26 protein-coding genes and 1 tRNA gene are annotated in these 21,226 nt (G+C 38.6%); 7 read left to right on the forward strand and 20 right to left on the reverse strand.

Features of this window, described 5'->3' with window-relative positions; all coding sequences use genetic code 11:
• Positions 1-101: 101 nt before the first annotated feature.
• Positions 102-1,508 (reverse strand): DNA repair protein RadA, encoded by a 1,407-nt coding sequence (gene radA, locus E4N65_RS09450; protein WP_253672975.1) that lies wholly within the window; start codon positions 1,506-1,508, stop codon positions 102-104.
• Between the two features lie 13 nt (positions 1,509-1,521).
• Positions 1,522-2,826, reverse strand: a complete 1,305-nt coding sequence (locus E4N65_RS09455) for a S1C family serine protease (RefSeq protein WP_253672977.1) — start codon at positions 2,824-2,826, stop codon at positions 1,522-1,524.
• Between the two features lie 327 nt (positions 2,827-3,153).
• On the opposite strand from E4N65_RS09455, the gene E4N65_RS09460 reads away from it, so the two are divergent.
• On the forward strand, positions 3,154-3,603 hold the full coding sequence (locus E4N65_RS09460) for a Fur family transcriptional regulator (RefSeq protein ID WP_044015101.1): 450 nt from the start codon (positions 3,154-3,156) through the stop codon (positions 3,601-3,603).
• 28 nt (positions 3,604-3,631) lie between these two features.
• On the opposite strand, the gene E4N65_RS09465 is transcribed toward E4N65_RS09460, so the two are convergent.
• Positions 3,632-6,019, reverse strand: coding sequence for a tetratricopeptide repeat protein (locus tag E4N65_RS09465; protein WP_253672979.1), 2,388 nt, complete (start codon positions 6,017-6,019; stop codon positions 3,632-3,634).
• 86 nt (positions 6,020-6,105) lie between these two features.
• Here E4N65_RS09465 and lspA point away from each other — a divergent pair, with 86 nt between their 5' ends.
• Both lspA and E4N65_RS09475 read left to right on the forward strand, forming a co-directional pair.
• The gene (gene lspA, locus E4N65_RS09470; protein WP_253672981.1) at positions 6,106-6,651 is read left to right on the forward strand and encodes a signal peptidase II; all 546 of its coding nucleotides are present in this window, start codon (positions 6,106-6,108) and stop codon (positions 6,649-6,651) included.
• Positions 6,652-6,885: a hypothetical protein gene (locus E4N65_RS09475; protein ID WP_253672982.1), complete on the forward strand. Its 234-nt coding sequence runs from the start codon at positions 6,652-6,654 to the stop codon at positions 6,883-6,885.
• Between the two features lie 16 nt (positions 6,886-6,901).
• On the opposite strand, the gene E4N65_RS09480 is transcribed toward E4N65_RS09475, so the two are convergent.
• Both E4N65_RS09480 and E4N65_RS09485 read right to left on the reverse strand, forming a co-directional pair.
• Positions 6,902-8,560 carry a hypothetical protein gene (locus tag E4N65_RS09480; protein ID WP_253672983.1) on the reverse strand — a complete coding sequence of 553 codons (1,659 nt, stop codon included), beginning with the start codon at positions 8,558-8,560 and terminating at the stop codon, positions 6,902-6,904.
• Between the two features lie 83 nt (positions 8,561-8,643).
• Positions 8,644-8,717: transfer RNA gene (locus E4N65_RS09485), tRNA-Ala, on the reverse strand.
• Positions 8,718-8,875: 158 nt separating this feature from the next.
• Here E4N65_RS09485 and E4N65_RS09490 point away from each other — a divergent pair.
• Genes E4N65_RS09490 through E4N65_RS09505 form a run of 4 tightly spaced genes read left to right on the forward strand, consistent with a single transcriptional unit; the run spans position 8,876 to position 11,323 of the window.
• Positions 8,876-9,274 (forward strand): hypothetical protein, encoded by a 399-nt coding sequence (locus E4N65_RS09490; protein ID WP_253672984.1) that lies wholly within the window; start codon positions 8,876-8,878, stop codon positions 9,272-9,274.
• A 3-nt stretch (positions 9,275-9,277) separates the two neighbouring features.
• Positions 9,278-9,670, forward strand: coding sequence for a (deoxy)nucleoside triphosphate pyrophosphohydrolase (locus tag E4N65_RS09495; RefSeq protein ID WP_253672985.1), 393 nt, complete (start codon positions 9,278-9,280; stop codon positions 9,668-9,670).
• Positions 9,671-9,672: 2 nt separating this feature from the next.
• Positions 9,673-10,062, forward strand: a complete 390-nt coding sequence (locus tag E4N65_RS09500; RefSeq protein ID WP_253672986.1) for a class II glutamine amidotransferase domain-containing protein — start codon at positions 9,673-9,675, stop codon at positions 10,060-10,062.
• Between the two features lie 58 nt (positions 10,063-10,120).
• Complete coding sequence (locus E4N65_RS09505; protein ID WP_253672987.1) at positions 10,121-11,323, forward strand: coenzyme F420-0:L-glutamate ligase; 1,203 nt, start codon at positions 10,121-10,123, stop codon at positions 11,321-11,323.
• Between the two features lie 150 nt (positions 11,324-11,473).
• Here the strand turns inward: E4N65_RS09505 and E4N65_RS09510 are convergent, their stop codons facing one another.
• The 15 genes from E4N65_RS09510 to E4N65_RS09580 all read right to left on the reverse strand — a co-directional run bounded on the left by E4N65_RS09510 (position 11,474) and on the right by E4N65_RS09580 (position 21,048).
• Positions 11,474-12,475 (reverse strand): tetratricopeptide repeat protein, encoded by a 1,002-nt coding sequence (locus E4N65_RS09510; RefSeq protein WP_253672989.1) that lies wholly within the window; start codon positions 12,473-12,475, stop codon positions 11,474-11,476.
• A complete protein-coding gene (locus E4N65_RS09515; RefSeq protein WP_253672991.1) occupies positions 12,472-12,627 on the reverse strand; it encodes a hypothetical protein in 156 nt (51 codons plus the stop codon). The genes E4N65_RS09510 and E4N65_RS09515 overlap by 4 nt, the downstream gene beginning before the upstream one ends.
• Positions 12,628-13,088: 461 nt before the next feature.
• Positions 13,089-13,508: a hypothetical protein gene (locus E4N65_RS09520; RefSeq protein WP_253672993.1), complete on the reverse strand. Its 420-nt coding sequence runs from the start codon at positions 13,506-13,508 to the stop codon at positions 13,089-13,091.
• 69 nt (positions 13,509-13,577) lie between these two features.
• Entirely contained in the window at positions 13,578-14,495 is a 918-nt protein-coding gene (locus E4N65_RS09525; RefSeq protein WP_253672995.1) for a hypothetical protein, read from the reverse strand.
• A 188-nt stretch (positions 14,496-14,683) separates the two neighbouring features.
• Positions 14,684-15,046, reverse strand: coding sequence for a hypothetical protein (locus tag E4N65_RS09530; protein ID WP_253672996.1), 363 nt, complete (start codon positions 15,044-15,046; stop codon positions 14,684-14,686).
• Positions 15,047-15,338: 292 nt separating this feature from the next.
• On the reverse strand, positions 15,339-15,551 hold the full coding sequence (locus E4N65_RS09535) for a hypothetical protein (RefSeq protein WP_044015080.1): 213 nt from the start codon (positions 15,549-15,551) through the stop codon (positions 15,339-15,341).
• A gap of 507 nt (positions 15,552-16,058) precedes the next feature.
• Positions 16,059-16,460, reverse strand: a complete 402-nt coding sequence (locus tag E4N65_RS09540; protein WP_044015078.1) for a hypothetical protein — start codon at positions 16,458-16,460, stop codon at positions 16,059-16,061.
• A gap of 160 nt (positions 16,461-16,620) precedes the next feature.
• Complete coding sequence (locus E4N65_RS09545) at positions 16,621-17,082, reverse strand: hypothetical protein (RefSeq protein ID WP_253672997.1); 462 nt, start codon at positions 17,080-17,082, stop codon at positions 16,621-16,623.
• Positions 17,069-17,374, reverse strand: a complete 306-nt coding sequence (locus E4N65_RS09550; protein WP_044015076.1) for a hypothetical protein — start codon at positions 17,372-17,374, stop codon at positions 17,069-17,071. The genes E4N65_RS09545 and E4N65_RS09550 overlap by 14 nt, the downstream gene beginning before the upstream one ends.
• 228 nt (positions 17,375-17,602) lie before the next feature.
• The gene (locus tag E4N65_RS09555) at positions 17,603-18,190 is read right to left on the reverse strand and encodes a hypothetical protein (protein WP_253672998.1); all 588 of its coding nucleotides are present in this window, start codon (positions 18,188-18,190) and stop codon (positions 17,603-17,605) included.
• A 239-nt stretch (positions 18,191-18,429) separates the two neighbouring features.
• On the reverse strand, positions 18,430-18,726 hold the full coding sequence (locus E4N65_RS09560) for a hypothetical protein (protein ID WP_253672999.1): 297 nt from the start codon (positions 18,724-18,726) through the stop codon (positions 18,430-18,432).
• A 123-nt stretch (positions 18,727-18,849) separates the two neighbouring features.
• Positions 18,850-19,332 (reverse strand): hypothetical protein, encoded by a 483-nt coding sequence (locus E4N65_RS09565; RefSeq protein WP_044015071.1) that lies wholly within the window; start codon positions 19,330-19,332, stop codon positions 18,850-18,852.
• A 177-nt stretch (positions 19,333-19,509) separates the two neighbouring features.
• Positions 19,510-20,091 carry a hypothetical protein gene (locus E4N65_RS09570; RefSeq protein WP_253673000.1) on the reverse strand — a complete coding sequence of 194 codons (582 nt, stop codon included), beginning with the start codon at positions 20,089-20,091 and terminating at the stop codon, positions 19,510-19,512.
• A complete protein-coding gene (locus tag E4N65_RS09575; RefSeq protein WP_044015068.1) occupies positions 20,088-20,285 on the reverse strand; it encodes a hypothetical protein in 198 nt (65 codons plus the stop codon). Before E4N65_RS09575 ends, E4N65_RS09570 begins: the two co-directional genes overlap by 4 nt.
• Positions 20,275-21,048, reverse strand: a complete 774-nt coding sequence (locus E4N65_RS09580) for an SEL1-like repeat protein (protein WP_044015066.1) — start codon at positions 21,046-21,048, stop codon at positions 20,275-20,277. The genes E4N65_RS09575 and E4N65_RS09580 overlap by 11 nt, the downstream gene beginning before the upstream one ends.
• Between the last annotated feature and the right edge of the window lie 178 nt (positions 21,049-21,226).

The raw sequence follows: 21,226 nt of genomic DNA on the forward strand, positions 1-21,226 counted from the left end.
ATTGCGGTGTCAACAAAGATTTTGTTATACCCGATCGCCATTCCCATATTCTCCACGAATGGCAGTGATTCCACACAGTCACAGCAGAACACAAGAGGCCTTTACTTCCCCGTGCCGAACGCTCGTTTGATTGTTTCGGCGAGATTTTCTACGCGGGAAATGCCTTGCATTGCAGGTTCCGGTTCATCGCCGTCGCCGGCAGCGGCCGGGACATAGAGTTGGGTAAAGCCGAGGCTTTGCGCGGTTTTAATCAGCGGCTTTAAGCGGCGCACCGGTCTTATCTCACCGGCAAGACTGAGCTCTCCGATAAATGCTTCGTTTTTACGCGCGGGGATATCCGTCCGCGCAGAGTAGAGTGCAAGAGCCAAGGCCAAATCGATAGCCGGTTCCCGCAGCCGGATGCCGCCGGCGACATTAATATAAATATCTTGATCGGAGAACCGCAAGCCTATCCGTTTTTCCAGTACGGCGGCAACACGGCTGACCCGTGCAGAATCTATCTTATCGGAGAATACGCGCGTCATCGTGCCCTTAGCAGGAACTGTAAGCGCCTGAATTTCTACCATAAATACGCGGCTGCCTTCAAACACCGGTACGGTTGCAGACCCGGCAGGCAGTTCACCTTGCCGCTGAATAATAAACAGCGCGGCGGGATCCTGTACGGCAGCCAAGCCTTTTTCATCCATCCTGAAAATTCCCAGCTCATCCACCGAACCGAAGCGGTTTTTAAGGGCACGGAGGAACCGCACATCATCTTCGTTCCGCTCAAAAGAGATAACGGTATCGACCATGTGTTCCAGAACCTTCGGCCCTGCGATAACGCCTTCCTTTGTTACATGAGCGGTAAGAAAGAGCACAGCGTCCCGTTCCTTTACCCACTGCACCAATTCGTTGGCGCAGTATTTGAGCTGATTGATCGTGCCCGGAATGGTTCCCGCCTGCGGAGAAAAAAGCGTTTGTACCGAATCGATAATGATGATAAGGGGATTGAGATTATTTAATACTTTTTCGATATTTTCCACCGAATTGGTGCAAAGCAGTTCGATATTTTTGAGCGGAACACCGAGCCGGTCAGCCCTGCCGCGTATCTGACCGGCGGACTCTTCTCCGGACACATAAAGCGTCCGCTGCCCTACCGCTCCGGCTGCTGCGGCAGCTGCCGCTTGCAAGAGCAATGTCGACTTTCCGATACCGGGTTCTCCGCCGATCAATACCGCCGAGCGCTTTACCGCACCGCCGCCCAGCACTCTGTCAAATTCAGAAATGCCAGTCGTGATACGGACGGTATCGTGCACCTCCACCTGGTCAAGCGGGATAGGATGCGCTTCGTCCGTTTGCCGCACGGCAGTGGCGCTTGAAGCAAAGCCGGGGGTAAAGTCCGCTTCTTGGAACTGCTCCTCAAAGGTATTCCATTCGCCGCAGCTTGGACAACGTCCGAGCCATTTCGGCTGGCTGTACCCGCAGGAGCTGCACCGGAATATCCGTCCGCCGGCTTTCTTTTTTGCCATTTTTCTTCGTTACCTATTCATCGTTCCGTTCGGAAAGGGTAAGCGTCAATTTTACGGTCTTATTTCCGCGGAGCACCGTTACGGCGATACTCTCATTCGGTTTTTTATCTTCTAAAACAGCGTAGTATTCGCTGAGGTTGCTGACAGCCTGACCGGCAATTTCGGTAATAATATCGCCGCCAAGGTAGATAACCGCAGCGCGCTTCCCGATACCGTAACGGACGGCATTCGCTCCACCGCGAAGTCCCGCCTTTTCGGCATTACTGTCTTTTTTAACACGGGAAACCAGCAAACCGCGCTGCACCGACAGCCCCGCATAGTTTGCAATCGAAGCGTTCAGCTGTACCAGCTCCGCATCGATGGACGCACGCCGAACCTTTCCGTACTTGATAATTTCGGATACAACCCGTTTTGCCGTGTTGATAGGCACCGCAAAGCCGACCCCTGCCGAACTGCCCGACGTAGAATAAATCATCGTATTGATGCCAATCATCTTGCCGTCCGAATCGAGGAGCGGCCCGCCCGAATTACCGGGATTGATTGCCGTGTCGGTTTGAATCATATTTTTGATGATGACGTTTTTATCGGTTTGAATCGGGCGGCCGAGGGCGGATACAATACCGACCGTCAACGTCCGTGTTAAGCCGAAGGGGTTCCCGATTGCGAGTACCCGCTGCCCTACCTTAAGCCCGTCCGAATCGCCGAATTTTATCGTCGTAAGCTGCGTGTTTGCGGGCGGGTCGAATTTAAGCACGGCAAGATCGTTTTCGCGGTCTACCCCGATAACCTTTGCATTGTACTGGCTGCCGTCCGAAAGGGATACGAATATTTTTGTTGCATCCTCGATAACGTGCGTGTTGGTCAGGATGTATCCGCGGCTGTCGATTATCGACCCCGAACCGGAACCGCCTTCCTGCGGAATCGGTTCAAGGAACCAGTTTACCCCGACCGTTTCCGTGGTGATGTTAACAACCGCATCGTTGGTATTTTCGTACACCGAAATATTTTGCTTTTCTTCTGCGGTGTAACGGCCCGCCGGTTCCGCAGCAGTTGTCAGGTAAGGGCTTGTTTGCCCCGCTGCTTCTAAGACAGACACGCTCCCGTCACCGGCATTTTCTACGCCGTCAATTTGCCCGCCGCTCTGTTGTGTGAGGGCGGCATTACTTTCCGTCAATGCTTCAAGCTCGGCTGCGACATTCCCCTGCGGCGTTTTTGTTCCGTGCCCCAAATAGAAGCCCATCCCATAAGCGGCAAGTGCAATAAAACAGCCGATAACGGCTGCAGAAAAAATAAGTTGTTTTCTACTGTAAAGCTTCATACGCGATCCTCTTAAACATAAGGTGGTTGCATCCGGCGCTCATACTCTTTATCACAGCGCAAAGCACCGGAGTATTAAAATCTTCTGCACGAATCATCACATATTTTGGATAAATATACAAAAAAAAAGCACATCCGCCAATAGAAGGGCATCGAACACATCGGATTATTTTCAACAGCTTCTTTTTTCTGCGATATTCGATCTATCTGTCTTATACGGCTGTCTGAACGCTGAGTTTTTGGTACACTGAGTTTTTACCCTTTCAAAAAAAAACATTCTCCGATATAATCGAACTATCGAATAGATAGTGCGTAGGACACAAAAAGTATGGAAAACCCGCTCGTTACAAAAAAGTTGCGCAAAACAAAAGCACGGAACTTAATCATCAGTATTTTATCTCAAGATAAGGATAAGGCTTTCTCCGTCGAAGAGCTGCATGAAGCTTGTGGGGCAGATCTGCAAATCGACTTATCGACGGTATATCGAACAATGCATACACTTGCCGAATCCGGTTTTATAACAAAAAGTATGCATCCCAACGGGAAAGCCTATTTTCAGATTGCCTCTCAACAGGGAACAGAACATCACCACAGAATTGTGTGCAGTAAGTGCAAGGCTTCGGCTGACATTGCCGTCTGTCCGCTGCACGATTTGGAAAATCAGATCTTATCGGAAACGGGCTTTACCATGACATCACACAGCATAGAACTTACCGGACTTTGCCCTGCCTGCAAAGCCGAAGAGGAAGCGCAGACTCCGCAGACGGAAGCTCCGTAACATATTTCAATTTGCAAAAGCGGCAATTTTAAATCAATTTATTCTTTTGCGCCGCAGCATAGAGTTTGGCGTTCCACACATTACGAAAAATAAACTTATCACGCACCGTATTCTCCGTCATCGTATCCATACAGTTTTGCAGCGCTTTAAACGAACGGCTTAAATATCCGTTTGCGGTATCGGATGTATTTCCCTCTTGGCGGAGAATTGCATCGTAGCAAAGATACGAATATATCGAAGCATACATATCATGATTTTTAAGCGCATCCCGTGCAGTGTCCTCAAGTTTTTGCAAATATGCCGACGCAGATTCTTCCAATGAGTTCGCAGCAAGTCTAAAGCGGTAATAGCTGTCAAGAGCGGCGTAGCATATTTGCATTGCCGGCTTACCGTATAGATGCCCCCAGACCAATTCCTCTGCAAGTACAAAACCGCTTTGGTACGGCTCAAGCACAGCGGTAAATGTTTCGGGACTCACTTGTATCTGCGCACGTTCATCGCGAAGAATAGGAGCAAATAAAAATGATTCGATCAAAAATAAACGGGCATCGGGAGACTTATCGAGGTTTGCAATAAAGATCGGCTGCGCCTTGCTTGTTTGTCCCTTTTGGGATAATGCTCTTGCATACCAAATCCTACAAAGGGGCGCCCATTCTTGGAAGTGCTTCGAAGCTGCTTTTTCCGCCTCTTGAAATAAAAGCTCCGCTTTGCCGTAATCACCTAATTGCAATGCGACTCTCCCCTGCATAAACAAGCACGGTATTTTTTTAGGCTGTTCAAAATAACGCTCTGCATCCTCTAAGAGCCGGCCGAGAAAATTTTCGGCAGTATGTAAACTATTCTGTAAAAAGCAACTGATACTGAGGTTAAACAATGCCTCACATATAAAACTGCTGTCGTTCAGCGCTTCGGCAATATCAAGCGCATATTGAAAATATGTTATGGCGTCCTCTATTTTATTTTGAGACAAATGCAGAAAGGCCACACAGGAAAGCGCACGATATTCACCTGCAGGAAAGGTATGCGCTTGAACTGAGCTGACCGCTTTTTTTACCGCATAAACCGCTTCGTTAATATTTTTTTGTTTACTGATTTTTAATGCTTTTTGATAGCTTTCGAGAGCGGGGAAAAAAACCGTAGACTTAAAGGGACTGATATCAATCTGAGGTATTTCCTTATCCGAGTACTTGTGGAAGAAATAATGCAGCATAAATTGATCTTCCGGAATAAATTGAAGCGCGCCAAAAATATCTTTCAGGTTCTCATCGGGACATAACATTCCCTTTTTATATTTATCCCATAGGAAATCGGCTATATACTGTTTCGCCTTATTCTTTTCTGTTCCAAGCCACTGCTCCAATCGCTCGACAGCGTATGGGGTTACCGAGCATATATCGTTTTTTACTTCGGTAATACCGACTGCATACATCCATTCATACAAACTCGTAATAAACGGAGCGCTTTTATGCAGCGAAAGAAAAAATTCCGGCATTTCATCGTCAAAGATAAACACAGAAGCACATATCGTAAGATACGCAAGTTGCAAAAAATCAACCGATAAGCCGTCAAATGCCATCGATTTTTCCGGCATAAGCTTTGAATGAGCGGTAATGGGGAGTACACCGATGAGATGATTCGCCGCCTCCGCATTTTTTTCGGTATATATAACCGTTAATTCGGTAGTATGATAACTTTTTACAAAGACCTGAAAATAGAGGCGTGTATATAATAAAAATGCGTCAATAAAATAATCGGGATAATTTGAACAAAACCGGTTCCGGCGGAAATAATACTGCACATGTTTTGCGTTCTCGTATTGCGCTTGTTCATCTTTTGAAAGTGCGGCCTTTACCGCGTGCTCCGTCAGAGGATGAGTCAGCATAAAATGATACAGCGCATGTATCCACGTACCGGTATTCGAGAGGTAGATACAGCATTGGGATTCCGCCGTTTCGGCGTGATCCGTTTTCGGTACGATAAAATCCGCACTGTAGTAAAGTTTAACTTTAGGCACATATTCAAACCGGATATAGGATTTTAAAAGCCGTTCTGCTTGCGCGGAAGCAAAAAAACTGCGGCTCGGCACAAGCACACTCCTGTAAGCAGCAAAATGATCTGCAATAACATCCTCAGAATCCGTTTCTTCACAGCAATCGATAATAATTCGGTAATCTACCACCCGCCTTTTATAGACACGCAGTAAATCGGCTAAATTCTGCAAAAATAAATTAGCGGAAAACACCGGAGCAACTTCATGGCTGCTAAAGCGGTAAATTGAGGCACAGGCAACTTTAAATGATGATGCCCCGTTGGCTTCGGCCGATTCCGCGATGGTATTCAATAATTTTTGTATTTCAAACGGAGCAATTCTCAAAAGCTGCCGTTCATAAGGAATTTCAAAATAGATACAAATCATAACAACCTTCCTTATTATGTATCGGCTTTTTCTCTATTCCGATAAAGTTTGTAGACCTTTCGGAAAAATTCCACTATACTGTGCCGATGAATATCAAAAACAAACGAGATTACTTTTTACCGCTGATACTAACCTTTGCGGTTATTGCATTTGATCAATTAACCAAATGGCTGATTATTACATCGATTGCTCCGTGGTCTGTGGGGGCTTCTTTTTTCGGAGACTTCATACGGATTGTCTGTGTTTACAATACCGGAGCGGCGTTCAGTCTCGGAAGCGGACTTTCGTCCGTTATGCGTTTTATCGTAATGGCCTGCATCCCTGCCTGCTTTATTGCCGGTATCTGCGTAGTCTATTTTAAATCGGAATTTCCACGGCTGCAGCGCTGGTTTTTAAGCGGCGTTATCGGCGGCGGAATAAGCAATTTGCTTGATCGTTTTTTTAGGGCGGAAGGTGTTGTGGACTTTATCGATGTTAAATTTTTCGGTCTTTTCGGTTTGGAACGCTGGCCGACATTTAATGTCGCAGATTCCGCTATTGTGATATGCGGGGCAGGTTTATTTATTGCACTTTTCATACAAGAATGGAAAGGCAAAAGTAAAACTCCGGCTGCGTCAAAAGACGGGGAATAAATGCGGAATATTATTCTTTTTTTAATTATCGGAACATTGGTAACGCTCGTACTTATCGCCGGATGCAGCGCAGTATGTGCTGCAATCATTATCTTGCTGGCAAAATTTGTAAATGAAAGTATTTTAGCGGCACTGCCTTTCTCGGTTATTGCCGGTATTCTATTATCGTTTTTCTTTTACGGTAAGATCATGAAGAAAATAATGAATAAGTACGGATTAAATAACAAAAAATAAGCAGTCAAAACCGGGATTAATAACCGTCGGACATCTGGCGGTTTAAATCTTTTTGGCACAGCTCTTGATAAATGGGTGCGCGGGTTTTCAACTCTTCCTTAACAGCCTTGCTGAACGGCATATAACGCCAGAATACGTTGCGTACTTCTTTATCGAGCTTCTGTATTCCTTCGCTTTCTTTAGTCATCCAGATGAGGTAGTCTTCAATAAAGTATTCTTTTACGTCGCCTTTCAATTTTTGAGCTTGGAACCATTGATAGTAATTACCGGTTAAACCTTCTTCCATCCAATAGTATGAAGCCTTTTCCTTTGCAACCTGCCATCGAAGGTCGGCTGTAGCCGTTAACAGTGCATTTTTCAAATTTTTTGTATACATCGGAATGGCAATACGCCCGCGGCTGGTTACGCGGTTATACCGGTCAAAGGGTTCCCAGCAAAAACCGATATCACCGTAAGAAGGAATAAGCACCACGAACGGAGGGATTCTATTCAGCTGAGAGCGGTACTGGCGGCAATACGCTTCGCAGTCAATGCTTTCAATCCAGCGCATAATCTCCAATACGTTTTCTCTAATACCAATTTCGTTCGGTGTACATCGGAAGAATTCACGAGATAAAATAGGGAAGTGATTACCCTGCCGTCCGCAGGTCATCTTAACCATTTGCCGGACGGTTTCCAGCTCCGTATTTACATCGGAGACATTCAACTCGCCGTCGCCGCTCACCTCGATTTTTTCTTTTAACAAGCGGACATCTTCATCGACTCGGCGATATTCATTCAAGAAGTTGGTCAATTCTTTATCCAGCGCAAGAATCCGCCGAATACCATCGCTCAGATCGCTCACATTGCGCTTCTGTATTTCGGTAAACGGCTCTTTTATTCCTGCAAAACCCGCAAGACTGTCATGCACAAACAACTCATGGACTTGATTTTTGAGCAGTTCTTCCGCACTGGAGCGTTCATCCGATTTTGCACGGAGTAAATTTTCCGCACTTTGCAATTTACCCTGTGCCTTATTGAGCAGTTGCTGAAACTGAGTCGAAATGTTCTTTTGTTTTGTCCGTACCTCATCAGTGGAAGAAGGATTAATCAATCCGACGGCAATATCATGGAACCACTCATCAAGGTAATAAACGGGTTCATTGTAGGAATTTTCATCGATAATCTTTGCAAACGTATCTTTTTGTTCAGCGGTTAAAAGCGTCGGCAAAATGAGTCCGTACCGTAATGCATATTTTTTTTCGATTGCGGATTCATCTGTCGGTAACTTTAACACAAGCACGGAAATAAACTGCCAATAATTTGTGACGAGCTGTTGCCGATACACGGTACGGTCTTTTTGATCGCGTGTGGTAAGATATTTGGTAAGCGTATTATGCAAACGCTGGGAAGCCTCGCCGCAATTCTTTAGGACTTTTTTATAAAAATCCGCCGAATCGAAATAGGTATGAGGAGTTTCATTATAAAAATGTTCGATTTTAGGAAAAGCTTTAACGGTAAGATCAACACGGGCAGGACTCGGTTCCGAACCGCCGGACGCTTCGGGTGAAGCGGATAAAAGGATATCGTCACCGATATCACCAAACAGGTCAAGCGATGGGGCAGAAGCAGAAGGCGCTACAGGAATATCTTCCAATAAGGCTGCAAGATCAGGATCAAGATTTGATATATCCATACGCGGTTCTCTGCCTACCTTCTTTTTATTTGTGTGGAGGGTTTAACACTCCGCTGCTCTGCGCCGGGGTTGTTGATTTTATTTGGAGGTGAGGGGAATTGAACCCCTGACCTCTTGCATGCCATGCAAGCGCTCTAGCCAACTGAGCTACACCCCCAAAGGCAACAATGCGATTATGAAGGAAATTCCATTTTAGGTCAAGCCCTCGATTATGATGTGTTCTGTACCGATGAATGCGTAGGTATGAATTGCTTTTTTTTTATAAATACGATATTCTATTAAAAGCGCTTATCATGCGTTACGGGGGGCACATATATGTTACCATTCTATTTTCTTTCCGTCACCACCAATCTTATGATGGGGGGGATTTTACTCCTTTCTGCAAAAGATAAAGAGGATTTCGGCATTAAATATCCTCTCCTCAACGATCCGACGTTTTTGCTGGTGTTGCTGATTTTTTCAGGTATTTCGGCCGTATTTAAACTTCTCAGCCCCGTTACAGGAAACGTACCGTTGGTCGGCGATATTATCCCCGCGCTTTCGGGCATCCTTGGCAGCATCGTATTCTTTGACCGTTGGATTAAAGCATCCGAAAATCAGCTGACACTGCCGCCGTTTTTGGCTCGTATTCTTAACTTTGAACAGCCGATAGGCTTTTTCTGCCTGTTTGCCGGTGTTACTCACCTGCTTTTTTCGCAGGTACTGTTCTTATAGCCTATGCGCCAATCCGTAGTAGGCATAGTCCGGAAGGATAACAAATTTCTGCTTGGCTTGCGCACACCCGGCGGCGATGTCGGAGAGCATTGGGAATTTCCGGGAGGAAAGTGTGAAGAAGGAGAAACACACGAGCAGACATTAATCCGCGAGTATGAAGAAGAGCTTGCCGTCCGCGTATCCGTCGGACGGTTTATTGCGCGTAAACATTTTCAAAATGAACACCGTAATTTTGATCTTTTTGCATACGAAGTAATCATTCCAGAAAATCAAACGTGTGTTTCTTCGGTACACTCCGAATTAAAATGGTTTTCGATTGACGAGATGCAGAATATTCCGATAGTTCCGTCAGATGCGCTGTTTATTCCCGAGCTCCGGAAATTTTATCAGTTATAATTGTGAAAAATGTGATACGAAGCGGCTTGGGCGCGGTATGCCGCATTGTTGTGTTGTGCCTTTTTTCCTGTTTGGCCTTATTCTCCTGTACTAATCGTGCAACACTGGATTCTATCATACTGCCGCCTGATTCAGCCGTAAATGATGCCGACCGGTTTGCCGTTATTGTCGAAACCTATATCTCATTAAAAGATAGTCCGGGGGCAAACGGTATCATTGTCAACCATGCTCGGCGGAAAGAAATATACGAAGTAACAGGGACGCAATTCGTATCAAGAGATTCGGAGAGCGAACTGTGGGTACACCTTACGGATGGCTGGCTGCAACGCTCTTGTGTAGAGTTATATCCAAGCAGGGCAAAAGCCGAAACAGCTGCCGCCCGGTTAAAATAAAACGGAAGGATACTCCCAATAACCGAGTGCGCTCAGGAGTATCCTAAGGAGAGAAATTATGCCTCAGAAGGTCGGAACGGTTTCGCGGGGATTGATAGCACCCATTGTACATGCCGGAGATGATATTGCCGCAATAGCGGTTGATACGCTCTTGTCGGCGGCGGAAACGGAAGGCTTTTCCATTCACGATCGGGATATCCTCGCCGTAACGGAATCTGTTGTTGCCCGGGCTCAAGGAAATTACGCTTCTACCGACCAGATTGCCGCCGATATACGGGAAAAATTCGGCAGCGAACATATCGGTTTGGTATTTCCTATCCTAAGCAGAAACCGTTTTGCAATCTGTTTGGAGGGTATCGCAAAGGCAGGAAACAGACTGACACTTGTACTAAGCTATCCTTCCGACGAGGTTGGAAACCGACTGATGGATCCTGATACGGGTAAAGCGGAGGCGGTAAATCCTTGGCAGGATACTTTTACAGCTGAGGAGTTTACGCAGCGCTTTGGGGCATATAAACACCCGTTTACGGGTATCGATTATATCGCTTTTTATAACTCAATCATCAAAAAATACAATGCACAATCTTCTATCCTATTGGCAAATGATCCGTGCGCTGTTCTTTCCGCAACAAAACACGTGCTTGTCTGCGATATCCACACACGGGCAAATACAAAACGGCGATTAAAAGAGCGCGGGGCAGTTTGTGTGTACGGGCTTGACGATGTGCTTTCCCGATCGGTTAACGGCAGCGGATACAACAGTGCATACGGTCTACTCGGTTCGAATAAGGCAACGGAAGATTCCGTCAAGCTCTTTCCGAATGATTGCCAAACATTGGTAGAAAAAATTCAACTGATGCTTAAAGAAAAAACCGGCAAAACGGTTGAAGTGATGGTATACGGAGACGGAGCTTTTAAAGACCCTGTCGGAAAGATTTGGGAGCTTGCCGATCCTGTTGTGTCGCCGGGCTTTACCGCAGGATTATCCGGCACACCGCATGAGGTAAAGCTGAAATACCTTGCAGACAACAACTTTAAGGATTTGTCCGATAAAGAACAGTACCAAGCAATGGTTACCTACATCAGCGAGCATAAGAAAAATGCCTGTTCGTCACAAATTGATCAAAAAGAAGCCCAAGGAACGACCCCTCGCCAATTAACCGACTTAATCGGTTCGCTGTGCGACCTTACCTCCGGCAGCGGCGATAAAGGGACACCGATCATTTTTATTCAAGGCTACTTTAATAAATTCGGTGAATAAGATACTGAATATTGGTACGGATTTTTATTGGGATTGTATCGCACATAACCTCATAAAGGAACGGGAATCGCTGTCCGGGGTACTACCTTCCCTATTTCTGTTTATTCCTCACATACGGCCGTAACTCATTCTGTGAGAAAATAATGTAAGTTAAAAAGTATAGCTAAAATCTATTAGCAAATTTACGATCTTACGAATATCAATTTCATCTGTACTCAACGCTTCCCTCAATATCAAAATATCTTTGTCTTGTGAATTTAATATATAAGCTTTATCAACTGCTTCAATTGCAGAAGCTTTATCGCCTGTTAATATAGCATAGACTGCTTTTACCTTATGATATGAACTAAGATTTTCACATGATTTTTCGATTAAATCTAAGTCTGCTTTTACTTCGTCATAGCGCTTTTGTACAAGATAAATATATGCGCGGTCTATTATTGCAGATTCAACGCGCCGTCCTTGTTTTATGAGAATATTTGCATATTTAATACCTTCGTCATATTGCTGTAATTTATAGCAAACATCTATAAGGCATAAATATACATTATCGTTTTCTGTAAGTGTCAGTGAATGAAGAAAATCATCTTTTGCTTTTTCAAAATAGTGCAAATAATAATACGCAAAACCTCTGTCAGAAAAATACTCCGGCTTGTAAGAGCCGTTTGCGGTTGCAAGTGCGTTATCGAAGTTATCCAAAGCTTCGGAATAATTTGATAAAGTCAGATATATTAAACCTTTTTGATGATAAGCGTCTGCCCATGTAGGATTCTTTTCCAGGCAATAGTTTATATCCGCTAAAGCTTCTTCATATTCTTTCAAAGCCATATTTATCATCGAACGACATAAGCGCAGTTTCAATGTATAAGGCTGAAAGGCAATAGCTTTTTCTATGTCTATTTTTGCTTCATCATATCTTCCCATGTAATATAACACTAAAGACCTGCTAAGAAAAACAGATGGATAAGTCTGTGCATAATCATCTGCCGCTAGAATATCAAGAATTTGCAAAGCAGATTCGTATCGTTTTTGATAATACAACTGCGCAGCTTCTTTGTATTTTTTTGTAAAAGAATCGTACGACAAAGGCTGTGCTGCAAGAGTGAAAGCAAAAAACATACTAAAAAGTAAGATTAGGTACAATTTCTTCATAATTTTTCTCCCAGTTTTTCAATATTCGAATCAATACTCCGTATTTCACTTCCTTTATTCAAAGCAAAATGAATTTCAATATCCACACTGTTTGCCCATAGTATCATATTCGTAAATATAACTATCATTAATATAATTTTTTGTTTTTTCATAAAGACTCCTATTCTAAAGATGGTACCTGAGCTCTAGCATCTGGATATAATGCATATATTTCAGCGACCGTGAGCTCATTACCATATGATTTCTGATTTATCCAATCAATGACTTAATTAACATAAAAAAATAAATCATAAAAACAAAGACAGATGTTAGTAATCCTTTTATATTAGAAGGAGATACGTCATCGTTGTTACAGTCATTTTTGAAATCTAAATAACAAGTTGGAAACATCCCTCCTCCAGCAATAGCGCCGAGGAGATAATACAAAATATAGGTTCCTCTATATCCAATTATATACAATATAATTACAATAAAACATGCTACTAAGGCAATATAACAACAAATCCGAGCAGTACGCCTATTCATTCTATTCTTCCACCTTTTCAGTTTTTAGAAGTTCCCGTTTAAAATGATCCTCAAAATTTTTCTGTACAGAATTAATACTCTAAATATTTCAGATTCCCAAATGCAAAACAATTTTATTACTCTTAGTTGCATATTCTAATAGTCTAATTAAATTCTCAATTTGTGATATAATTTCTTTTTTACTAAAACCAGATTCCGGTATTACATCCGTCTCAGGAGCTAATTTGAACAATTCTTTCCATAAGACAACTATGTGAAGAAAAGTATTCAAATTATCAGATTCAATTAGACTAATACCATAATAAAAAAGACCTTTCGCTGCCTTCGTTTTAGTATCATTTTCTGATTTAAACCATTTCAAAGTTTTAAAAATAAAAATAATGATATCATCATGAATTGAGACATGCTTATACCGTTCTGACATACAGTTTAGATCCAATTGATTGTTAATTTTATTAGTAACATCACGTAAATCAGAAATAACAAAAAAATTATGAACTAATGCCATTTTACTACTCCAATACATGAAATGAAATAATATTTTCTATAAATATCAATATTATAACACTTAATAATACTAATAAATTCTCTTCCAAGCATTCTCGTATTTTATAAATAAATAGTCTTCTCCTATTCGATAGTCATCAATTATCATCGATGTATGCGTATCAATTTTATACATTATCAATATCTCTGCTTGCCTATCATATATTAAAAAAATATTATGACAAACCATACTAGTTGAAATATTTGGCAAATCTATTTCAAGCACATAATTAAGGTTACTGTCATGCACCTCCCATCTTTTTGTACCGTTATTAAATAAAAATATATATTCTCTCCCCTCCATAAAATCACTATATTTTTCATCAAGAACTTTCTTTTTATAGTTTTCTATCACTATAATTTTATTATCCTTCTTAATAAAAAATTTTCCATCAAATTCTATTATTTTTGTATCAGCTGACTCAATCATTTTACCTTTACTATTTAATAAAAACCATCGCGGTATTAATCTTGTAACCTCCCATGCAATATAGAACCCATTAGAACACATCTTAGCATAATCATACCCCTTTAAAGTCTTTTTTGAACCATCAGGAGATATCGCCAACAACTCTTTATTCTTCTCTTTTATTATAATCCCGTTATCGTTTATACTTGCCCACAGTAAATTATCTTGTAATACTTTTAAATCATTCGATAATAATGTATACGTATTATTTTTTCCCAATAGACCGTTCTTTGTTACAACGAGGCTTGTATAATTAAATTCACCTATCAACCTACCTTCGTAAAAGACTAACCACTTATCTTTAACTTTCACATAATACGTATTATTTTGTATATATAACCCCTCTATTCGATAGTTGTTTTTCAGGCTCTCATAATACATAGCATTATCTTTATCAAAAGATATGTCGGCATAAAGCGTTTGTGTAAAAAAGAACAGGAAAAGAACACCACCCTTAATCAAGTGATTTATATTCTTCATTTGCGAATCTCCCCCTATGTCCATCAGAATAAGAATCAGGCAGTATTGCCCCAGCTGACAATTCACAAGCCTTTAACTTTTCTTCTGCTAACGTAAACTTTACTTTCCTCAAAAATCTCATTACTTCAGTACATCTTTTTTGCATCTTTCCAACAGGATCCTATTTTTAAATTAGTATATAAAAAAAATTAATCAAATATATGATTTTTTGCTCTATCATAAGTTTCATATAATTCTCCTATTCCAATTGTAATTAAATCATCTGCTACTATTTCTTCAATCAAATCATAATCTTTATTTTTTAAAACAGTTACATACACAAAAGTTGGAAAGTATATTATGTTCTTTATATCATAACCCTCATGTCGTGATGTAATAATAACATACTCAGATCCATGAAACCCTTTTTCATCTTTCCATTGCACAGGTTCATTAATTTTTGCAATCACTGCTAATTTCCCTGTTGAAAATTTTATATATCGTATATACTCACATTCTCTTACATATTCCAATTGTTTATTTTCACCTGAAGATAAAAAATATTTTTCCATGCCCACCTCTAAAATTCCGGATTAAACCCGCTTATATTTATAACTCTTTTTGTACTCTTAATACAATGCGAAAACACACAAATATTAGGAACAGCCCCAAAACGTACTTATTTTTGTGATATGATTGGTTCGTATATAGTCTAAAAGCTTATTGAATTCTTGCTGTGCATTAATCCTGATTAAAATCTAAAATTAGAGTTTCCGGTTCTTCTTTCAAGTTATCAAAAAAAATAAAATTCATTAATTGGTTTTATAACCGATTTAGTAATACCATTAATTTTTATATTTTTTGTTATTTATATTCAAAGAATCCTTTTAAATCAAGAAATAATAAAACCAAGAAAAATATACAATAAAAAACGCTTAATAAAATTTTTATTTTACTATATTTATTTTTTTCTCCGTCTTTACTCTTTACGAATGGTTCAATTATGAAACGTACAACAAACTGCAAAGATGTAATTAATCCAACTATAATTAATATTATAACTCCTCCATCATGCATATTATTTATTCTTCTTTCTCCTTGTATCTGCTCCGCCTCTTCCCAAAAGGCATCGCTTTTCTGCTCAATCGTTCAAAAAACCGCACAACTTTACAATAGCAGATATTTACACATAAGATATATAAAAAGTAAGCTATCTAAACACAACAATCAAAATGATCAAACTGCAAAACCTATGAACTTTAGATATTTCAGTCAAATTTCCAGCTTCATCACTCACATATCTTACTGATTTCTTTCACTTTTACAACCCATAACTATATGCATGGTAAAGCCCTATATTTAAGTCGTAGGTGAAACCAACTGTTTCATTAGGGGTATATCTATATTGTGCAGCCCCTTCACAATGCTTATGGGCACCTCTAAAAACTTCCGTTTTTAGAGGTTTCCCTTAGATTTATTTGCGATGTATTTTTTATAAATTATTACAGTATAAAAATTTATAAAAAATACTCGTCGGGCATCTCTAAAAGCTAACCGAGTTTTTAGAGATGCCCTTATATCTTTCTAAACAAGAAAAAAAGTTAAAACTATTGTAACTAAACATAATAAAATCCATATTAAGGATAATGGAAAGCATAACAGCTGTATCATATTTAAAATAAAAAATTTTCGCTTTATCGCTTTCGTTTGTATTGAATCCTCTTTTGCATATTCTTCTTTTAAGCACCATCTTATAATAAATCTGGTTCTATCCCATGAAGATGATATGAGTCCGTCATTGGAGACCGCATTTTTAGGAAAAAACACACCTTCTTTTGTAGCCTCTTCATAGAATAAAGAAGCAAGCCCTGTGCGATGAAAAGAGATATGAGTAAAAACTGCAAGAAAGATCACCACCATTATGGCGAGTGCCGGAAATATAAACATCATAATTACAATTCCTTCTATAATTTTTATTTCTTCCACTTTTACACCTCCAGAGGTAATAAGTTTTTATACCAGCATGTGTATATGGTATATCATAAGATAGCATTGAATTCTATCTCACCGATAATATTTGCATCTTTAGGGGTTATTTTTATTATACAACCGGGAGAATAACATTCACCTTTTTTTTTCATCTTAGTTATTCTTTCCAATTCGGTTTTAGTACCCTATAAATACTCAGCAACTCAGTGTGCTCAATATCATGCATACTATCATCTATTTTTTTATGATACTGTAAAAAATCAAAAGCATCAGAATATGTTGAAAAAAGAAAAGAACTATTCAGTCGATTTTTATATGCTGAAAAATAATTGTGAGATGAAAAAATTATTTCATTGTATATTGAAGAAAATGAATAGCAATCTATATCAAAAATACCTATGTCAAACCCATAGCAATTTATTGATACTTCATGCACTTGATCTATACAAAGCGATACAGAATACATAGTTTTCATACTCACAGTAAGACCTTCTATTCCTTTATAATTTTGAAAAAAATCATCTAAATTAACATTATTTTTTTTTGCAATAGTTATGAGTTTGTTAGAATAACCGTTCAAAATTCGATTTCGTTCAATAGTTACATTATATCGATGCATATACTATAATCACTCCCATGTATGCATAAGCTTCATTCTTTATTAAATTTCCGATAATATGATAGTCTTCATTAACAGTAAAGATACGGTCAATCTTCCATTTACCGATATAACTTCGTAATTGTGCTCCTTGTAAAAATAGTATCATCGTCCCCACTAAAATCATACCGATTAAAAGATTTCTTTTCATATCTTTGTTCTTTTCTCCTTTATTTATCGGGCTAGCCTCTAGTGGAATATGATATCTAAAAGCACCTACGGTATTAATTTTACAGCCATCTGTTTGAATCATTTCAGAATTAGCATCTTTATCTCCATTAATTTACGAGACTCGTCTTCTTTTATGCCGTTGTCATATATTCTTAAACCCAATTCATTTGCAGTTAATTTAACAACGTACTACATACGACCATTCTTATTATAGCGTTAATTCTATTGTAATTCATATTCGCCCCATCATATAAAACTACGGTATCCGTGCCAATTGTTAAGCAGTATTACCGTTTAAACTTGCAAGTTTTTACTTTTGTTTTTTCAATCCGTATATCTCCTCATAATATTTTAAAGCATATTCATACGAATCCGGCAAATATAATTTTATCTCATGTTCATAACCGTTCTCAGCTAAAATTAAAAAATCATAACTATACTGCGCGGCAAACAAGATAGTTTCCATCATTTCTGACGATAAAAATGGACCATAGCCAAAATCAGATATCCTATAGCTTTCATCATGTTCATTTTTCGCTAAATAGGTGTTGATAAAATCATTGAGAGGCATATTTTTATCAGCTATCTCCGTCGAAAGCTTCTTGATACTATCATTAACCTTATAATCAAAAAAATACCGTTTATTTCCTATCTTTTCATATTCCAATCCTGTGTCATACAATGAATAAAATCCACCATCACAATAGACAGCAATGGAGGGTACAGGACCGTGTCGTTCTCTATATACAGTTTCCAATAGATAATAATTTTCGATACCTATCCTTTCAATATTTTTTTCCAACTGCCTTTCAAAAGTTTCTTCGGAGAAACAGGGAATCGACACTGTAACCCAATACCATAGAATGATACATATATATTTAATGATTAAGCCTTTCATAATGCTCTAATTATCTCCTTAATACATTTTCCGTATAAGAATCATGCCTATTATCTCCCGAACCTGCAGCATAGTGAAGTCTCTGTGTTAATTCATGAGCAAGCACGACCGCTGGAGGTGTCGTATTCGTTCGAATGCTACTCTATCTATATCTTAGTTTTTAGATACTGAATAGTTGCAGCATATTTATAACATTCATACTTTTCTAAAAAAAGAGATCAATATTTGTAAATTTCTTTTCATAGTTGGAATAAATATATATCTTGAAAAAAATAAAATAAACATATCATAGCAAACGATAGAAAAATAAAAGTTACAATTGTAATTTTATAACTTTTATTCCAAATTTCTTCTGAGACTTCTCTTTGATTTCCATTCTTATCTGCGATAAAAAAAGAAGTTTCTGTTTTATAACTTTTTGTATTTAAAACATTTCCCCCAATTTTTTTATCAAATAAAACAAACATAATTACAAAGATAATTGCAACTAAAATACATAAACATGCCACCAAATTTAGTTTTATTTCAGAACTCATTCTTTCTCCTTTTTCCAAGTTACTTGTAAACCTGCCCCTACGCCAAAATCAAAGTACTATCATTCTGCGCAATATCATCATTATTTTCACACACTATATCATAGAAGCAAAACTATACTCATCTTACTTATAACTAATGCTTAATTCCCATCCCCCAGAATAACCAAATGCATCAATTTTTGGATTTATAACTATTGTTGCGATAGAATCATGCGTAAAATCCACATATACATAATCAGAAATCCAATCATGTTTTTTATTTAAATATCCATTTTGTTTATCAAATGGAGTTACGCACTTTATACGATATTTCATTGGTTGCATTGACAAAACAATTCTTTCCCCACCCGCAAGAGATAGGTCTTTTCTTGTGTAATTAAAACTATCCCCTAATATCTCAAATTTAAAAATCGTATATTCTTTATAAAGAATATACTCGTCTCCTATCTTCTTTTCTATCAAAACATCACAATCAAGAGAATTCATCATACCACTGCATTCTTCATGTTTTATAACAAGTGTTGGATTATTTTTTATATTTTTAAGAAACAACATACACAAAATTGTTATCAAAATAAGTATAAAAATATTCAGTTTTCTTGACATAGTTAATCTCCATAAGTATCAGCATACTTATAAGTGCTATACGAACTATTTAAAGGACATGTAGATGTATCGTTCTTTTTCTCTTTCAATTATCACCAAGGAAAACCATAACACCAGGCATAACTAACTATATACTCAATATTAAATAATTATCAATTCTATAAAAAAATTTTATTTTTAATTTCCGCAAAATATATTAATTATATCATCATCGGTCATATTGAAAAAGAACTCGTCTATCTTTAGATTATTACCATTGTCTATTCCCAGCAATTTACTACATACAGTCACTATTATTTCGTAATCCCTTTTTGAAGCAAAATATTTCTCAGTTGATTTATCTAAAATTTTTATAAACAATTCATTAGCCTGCTTCCTTTCTCCCAAATAATAAAGACAAACTGCATATCCCAGAGTATGAAAAGAAATATTAGTTTGATTAGCTTCATATCGCTTGTATACAGAAGCACAGCTATCCAGAAAAACTCCCCTTGGAATAATTTTTTCAAAATATAGTTTTCTTAATACATAACATTGTTGAGAGTATCCACTATTCCAATTTAACTTATCTATTTTTTCTTCCAAAGAAAAAGCATTTAGAAGGTTTTCTATTTTTTTATTTTCATCATCCGTAAAATTTTGGTAATTTATAGTATCTTCCACTTTCCATAAATCTTTTATTCTTTTTTCTTGGTTTGAACATGCAATGAGTAATTCTACAAACATAAAAAGCATTGATAAATATTTTATCTTTTTCATTTTGCTCTAATTCTTTCCTTGGAATAATGAACAAAGCGCCTATTTACGCCCGAAGCTACGACTGTCGGCTCCGCTGCACCATACTGCTTCAATCTTTTTGCCGCTGCTGTTTTGTTTAAGTGGTGTTTTTCTGCTGCAATCGCTGTCCGAGAGATGAGATAGTTACGCTGCGAATAAAAATAATTACTCTTCATTTTCTTTTAATTTTCCTACTATTTTTTCTGCTTCTTTGTATCCGTTTTTAGCCGCTTTTTTTATCCAAAAAAGCCCCCTTATCTTGTCATTCTCATTGCCTTTGGCAAGGAGATATTTCCCGTATTCATACTGACACTGTTCATTTTTATTTTGTGCCCCTATCCGTAACCAATAAACTGCCTCTTGCTTGTCATGTTTATAATCCCAATAATACTCATAAAGTTTATAGGCTTCTTTCTTTCCTCCTCGCAAGGCATAATCGGTTAAAACTTCTATTTCATAATCTAGAACTTTATTATTTTCTTTTTTGTAAATATCTTTTCCCAACTGAGGATAAGGACTTTCAATTTCTAACTTTTCTTTTTTAATAAAAATTTTTGCATTATTTTCTCCGTCTTTTTCAGCAGAAAAAATCCAATATAAAGCTCTTATTTTACTATCATTGTCTTCTTCAGAATTTATTAGCTTACGTGAAAGCTCCCACTCAAAAAATGCAAAATCTTCTTCCGCTAAAAACTCAATCCATTCATTTTTTTTATTGATATCAAATGCTGAATATGCATAATAATTAAATACGCATATTCCATCGTATATATCCCCAGCTAATCCTGTTTTTGTTAATTCAGATAAATCTTTACCACTAAGATAAAAATCTTTCGCTCGTGCAATTATTTCTGCATCTTCTGGTTTTATAATTTCTTGACCAGTAATAAGAAAAATACTTACCCCAAAAAAGAATATGATAAGATAATATTTTTTCACTATTTTACCTCATAGTATTCGCTTTCGATTACCTTGCCCGTCCCCGACTTTCCTCTGTAACCCTAAGTTCATTGTGACGCTACTTAACACATACTTACTCTACGGCAACACCATCGTGTCCCCTTCTCCTCGGTGCTCAAGCTTATAGCTTCCTCCGGTCGGTAACTTTATCTTCTTT

The sequence above is a fragment of the Treponema sp. OMZ 855 genome (genome assembly GCF_024181145.1).
Classification (GTDB): Bacteria; Spirochaetota; Spirochaetia; order Treponematales; family Treponemataceae; genus Treponema.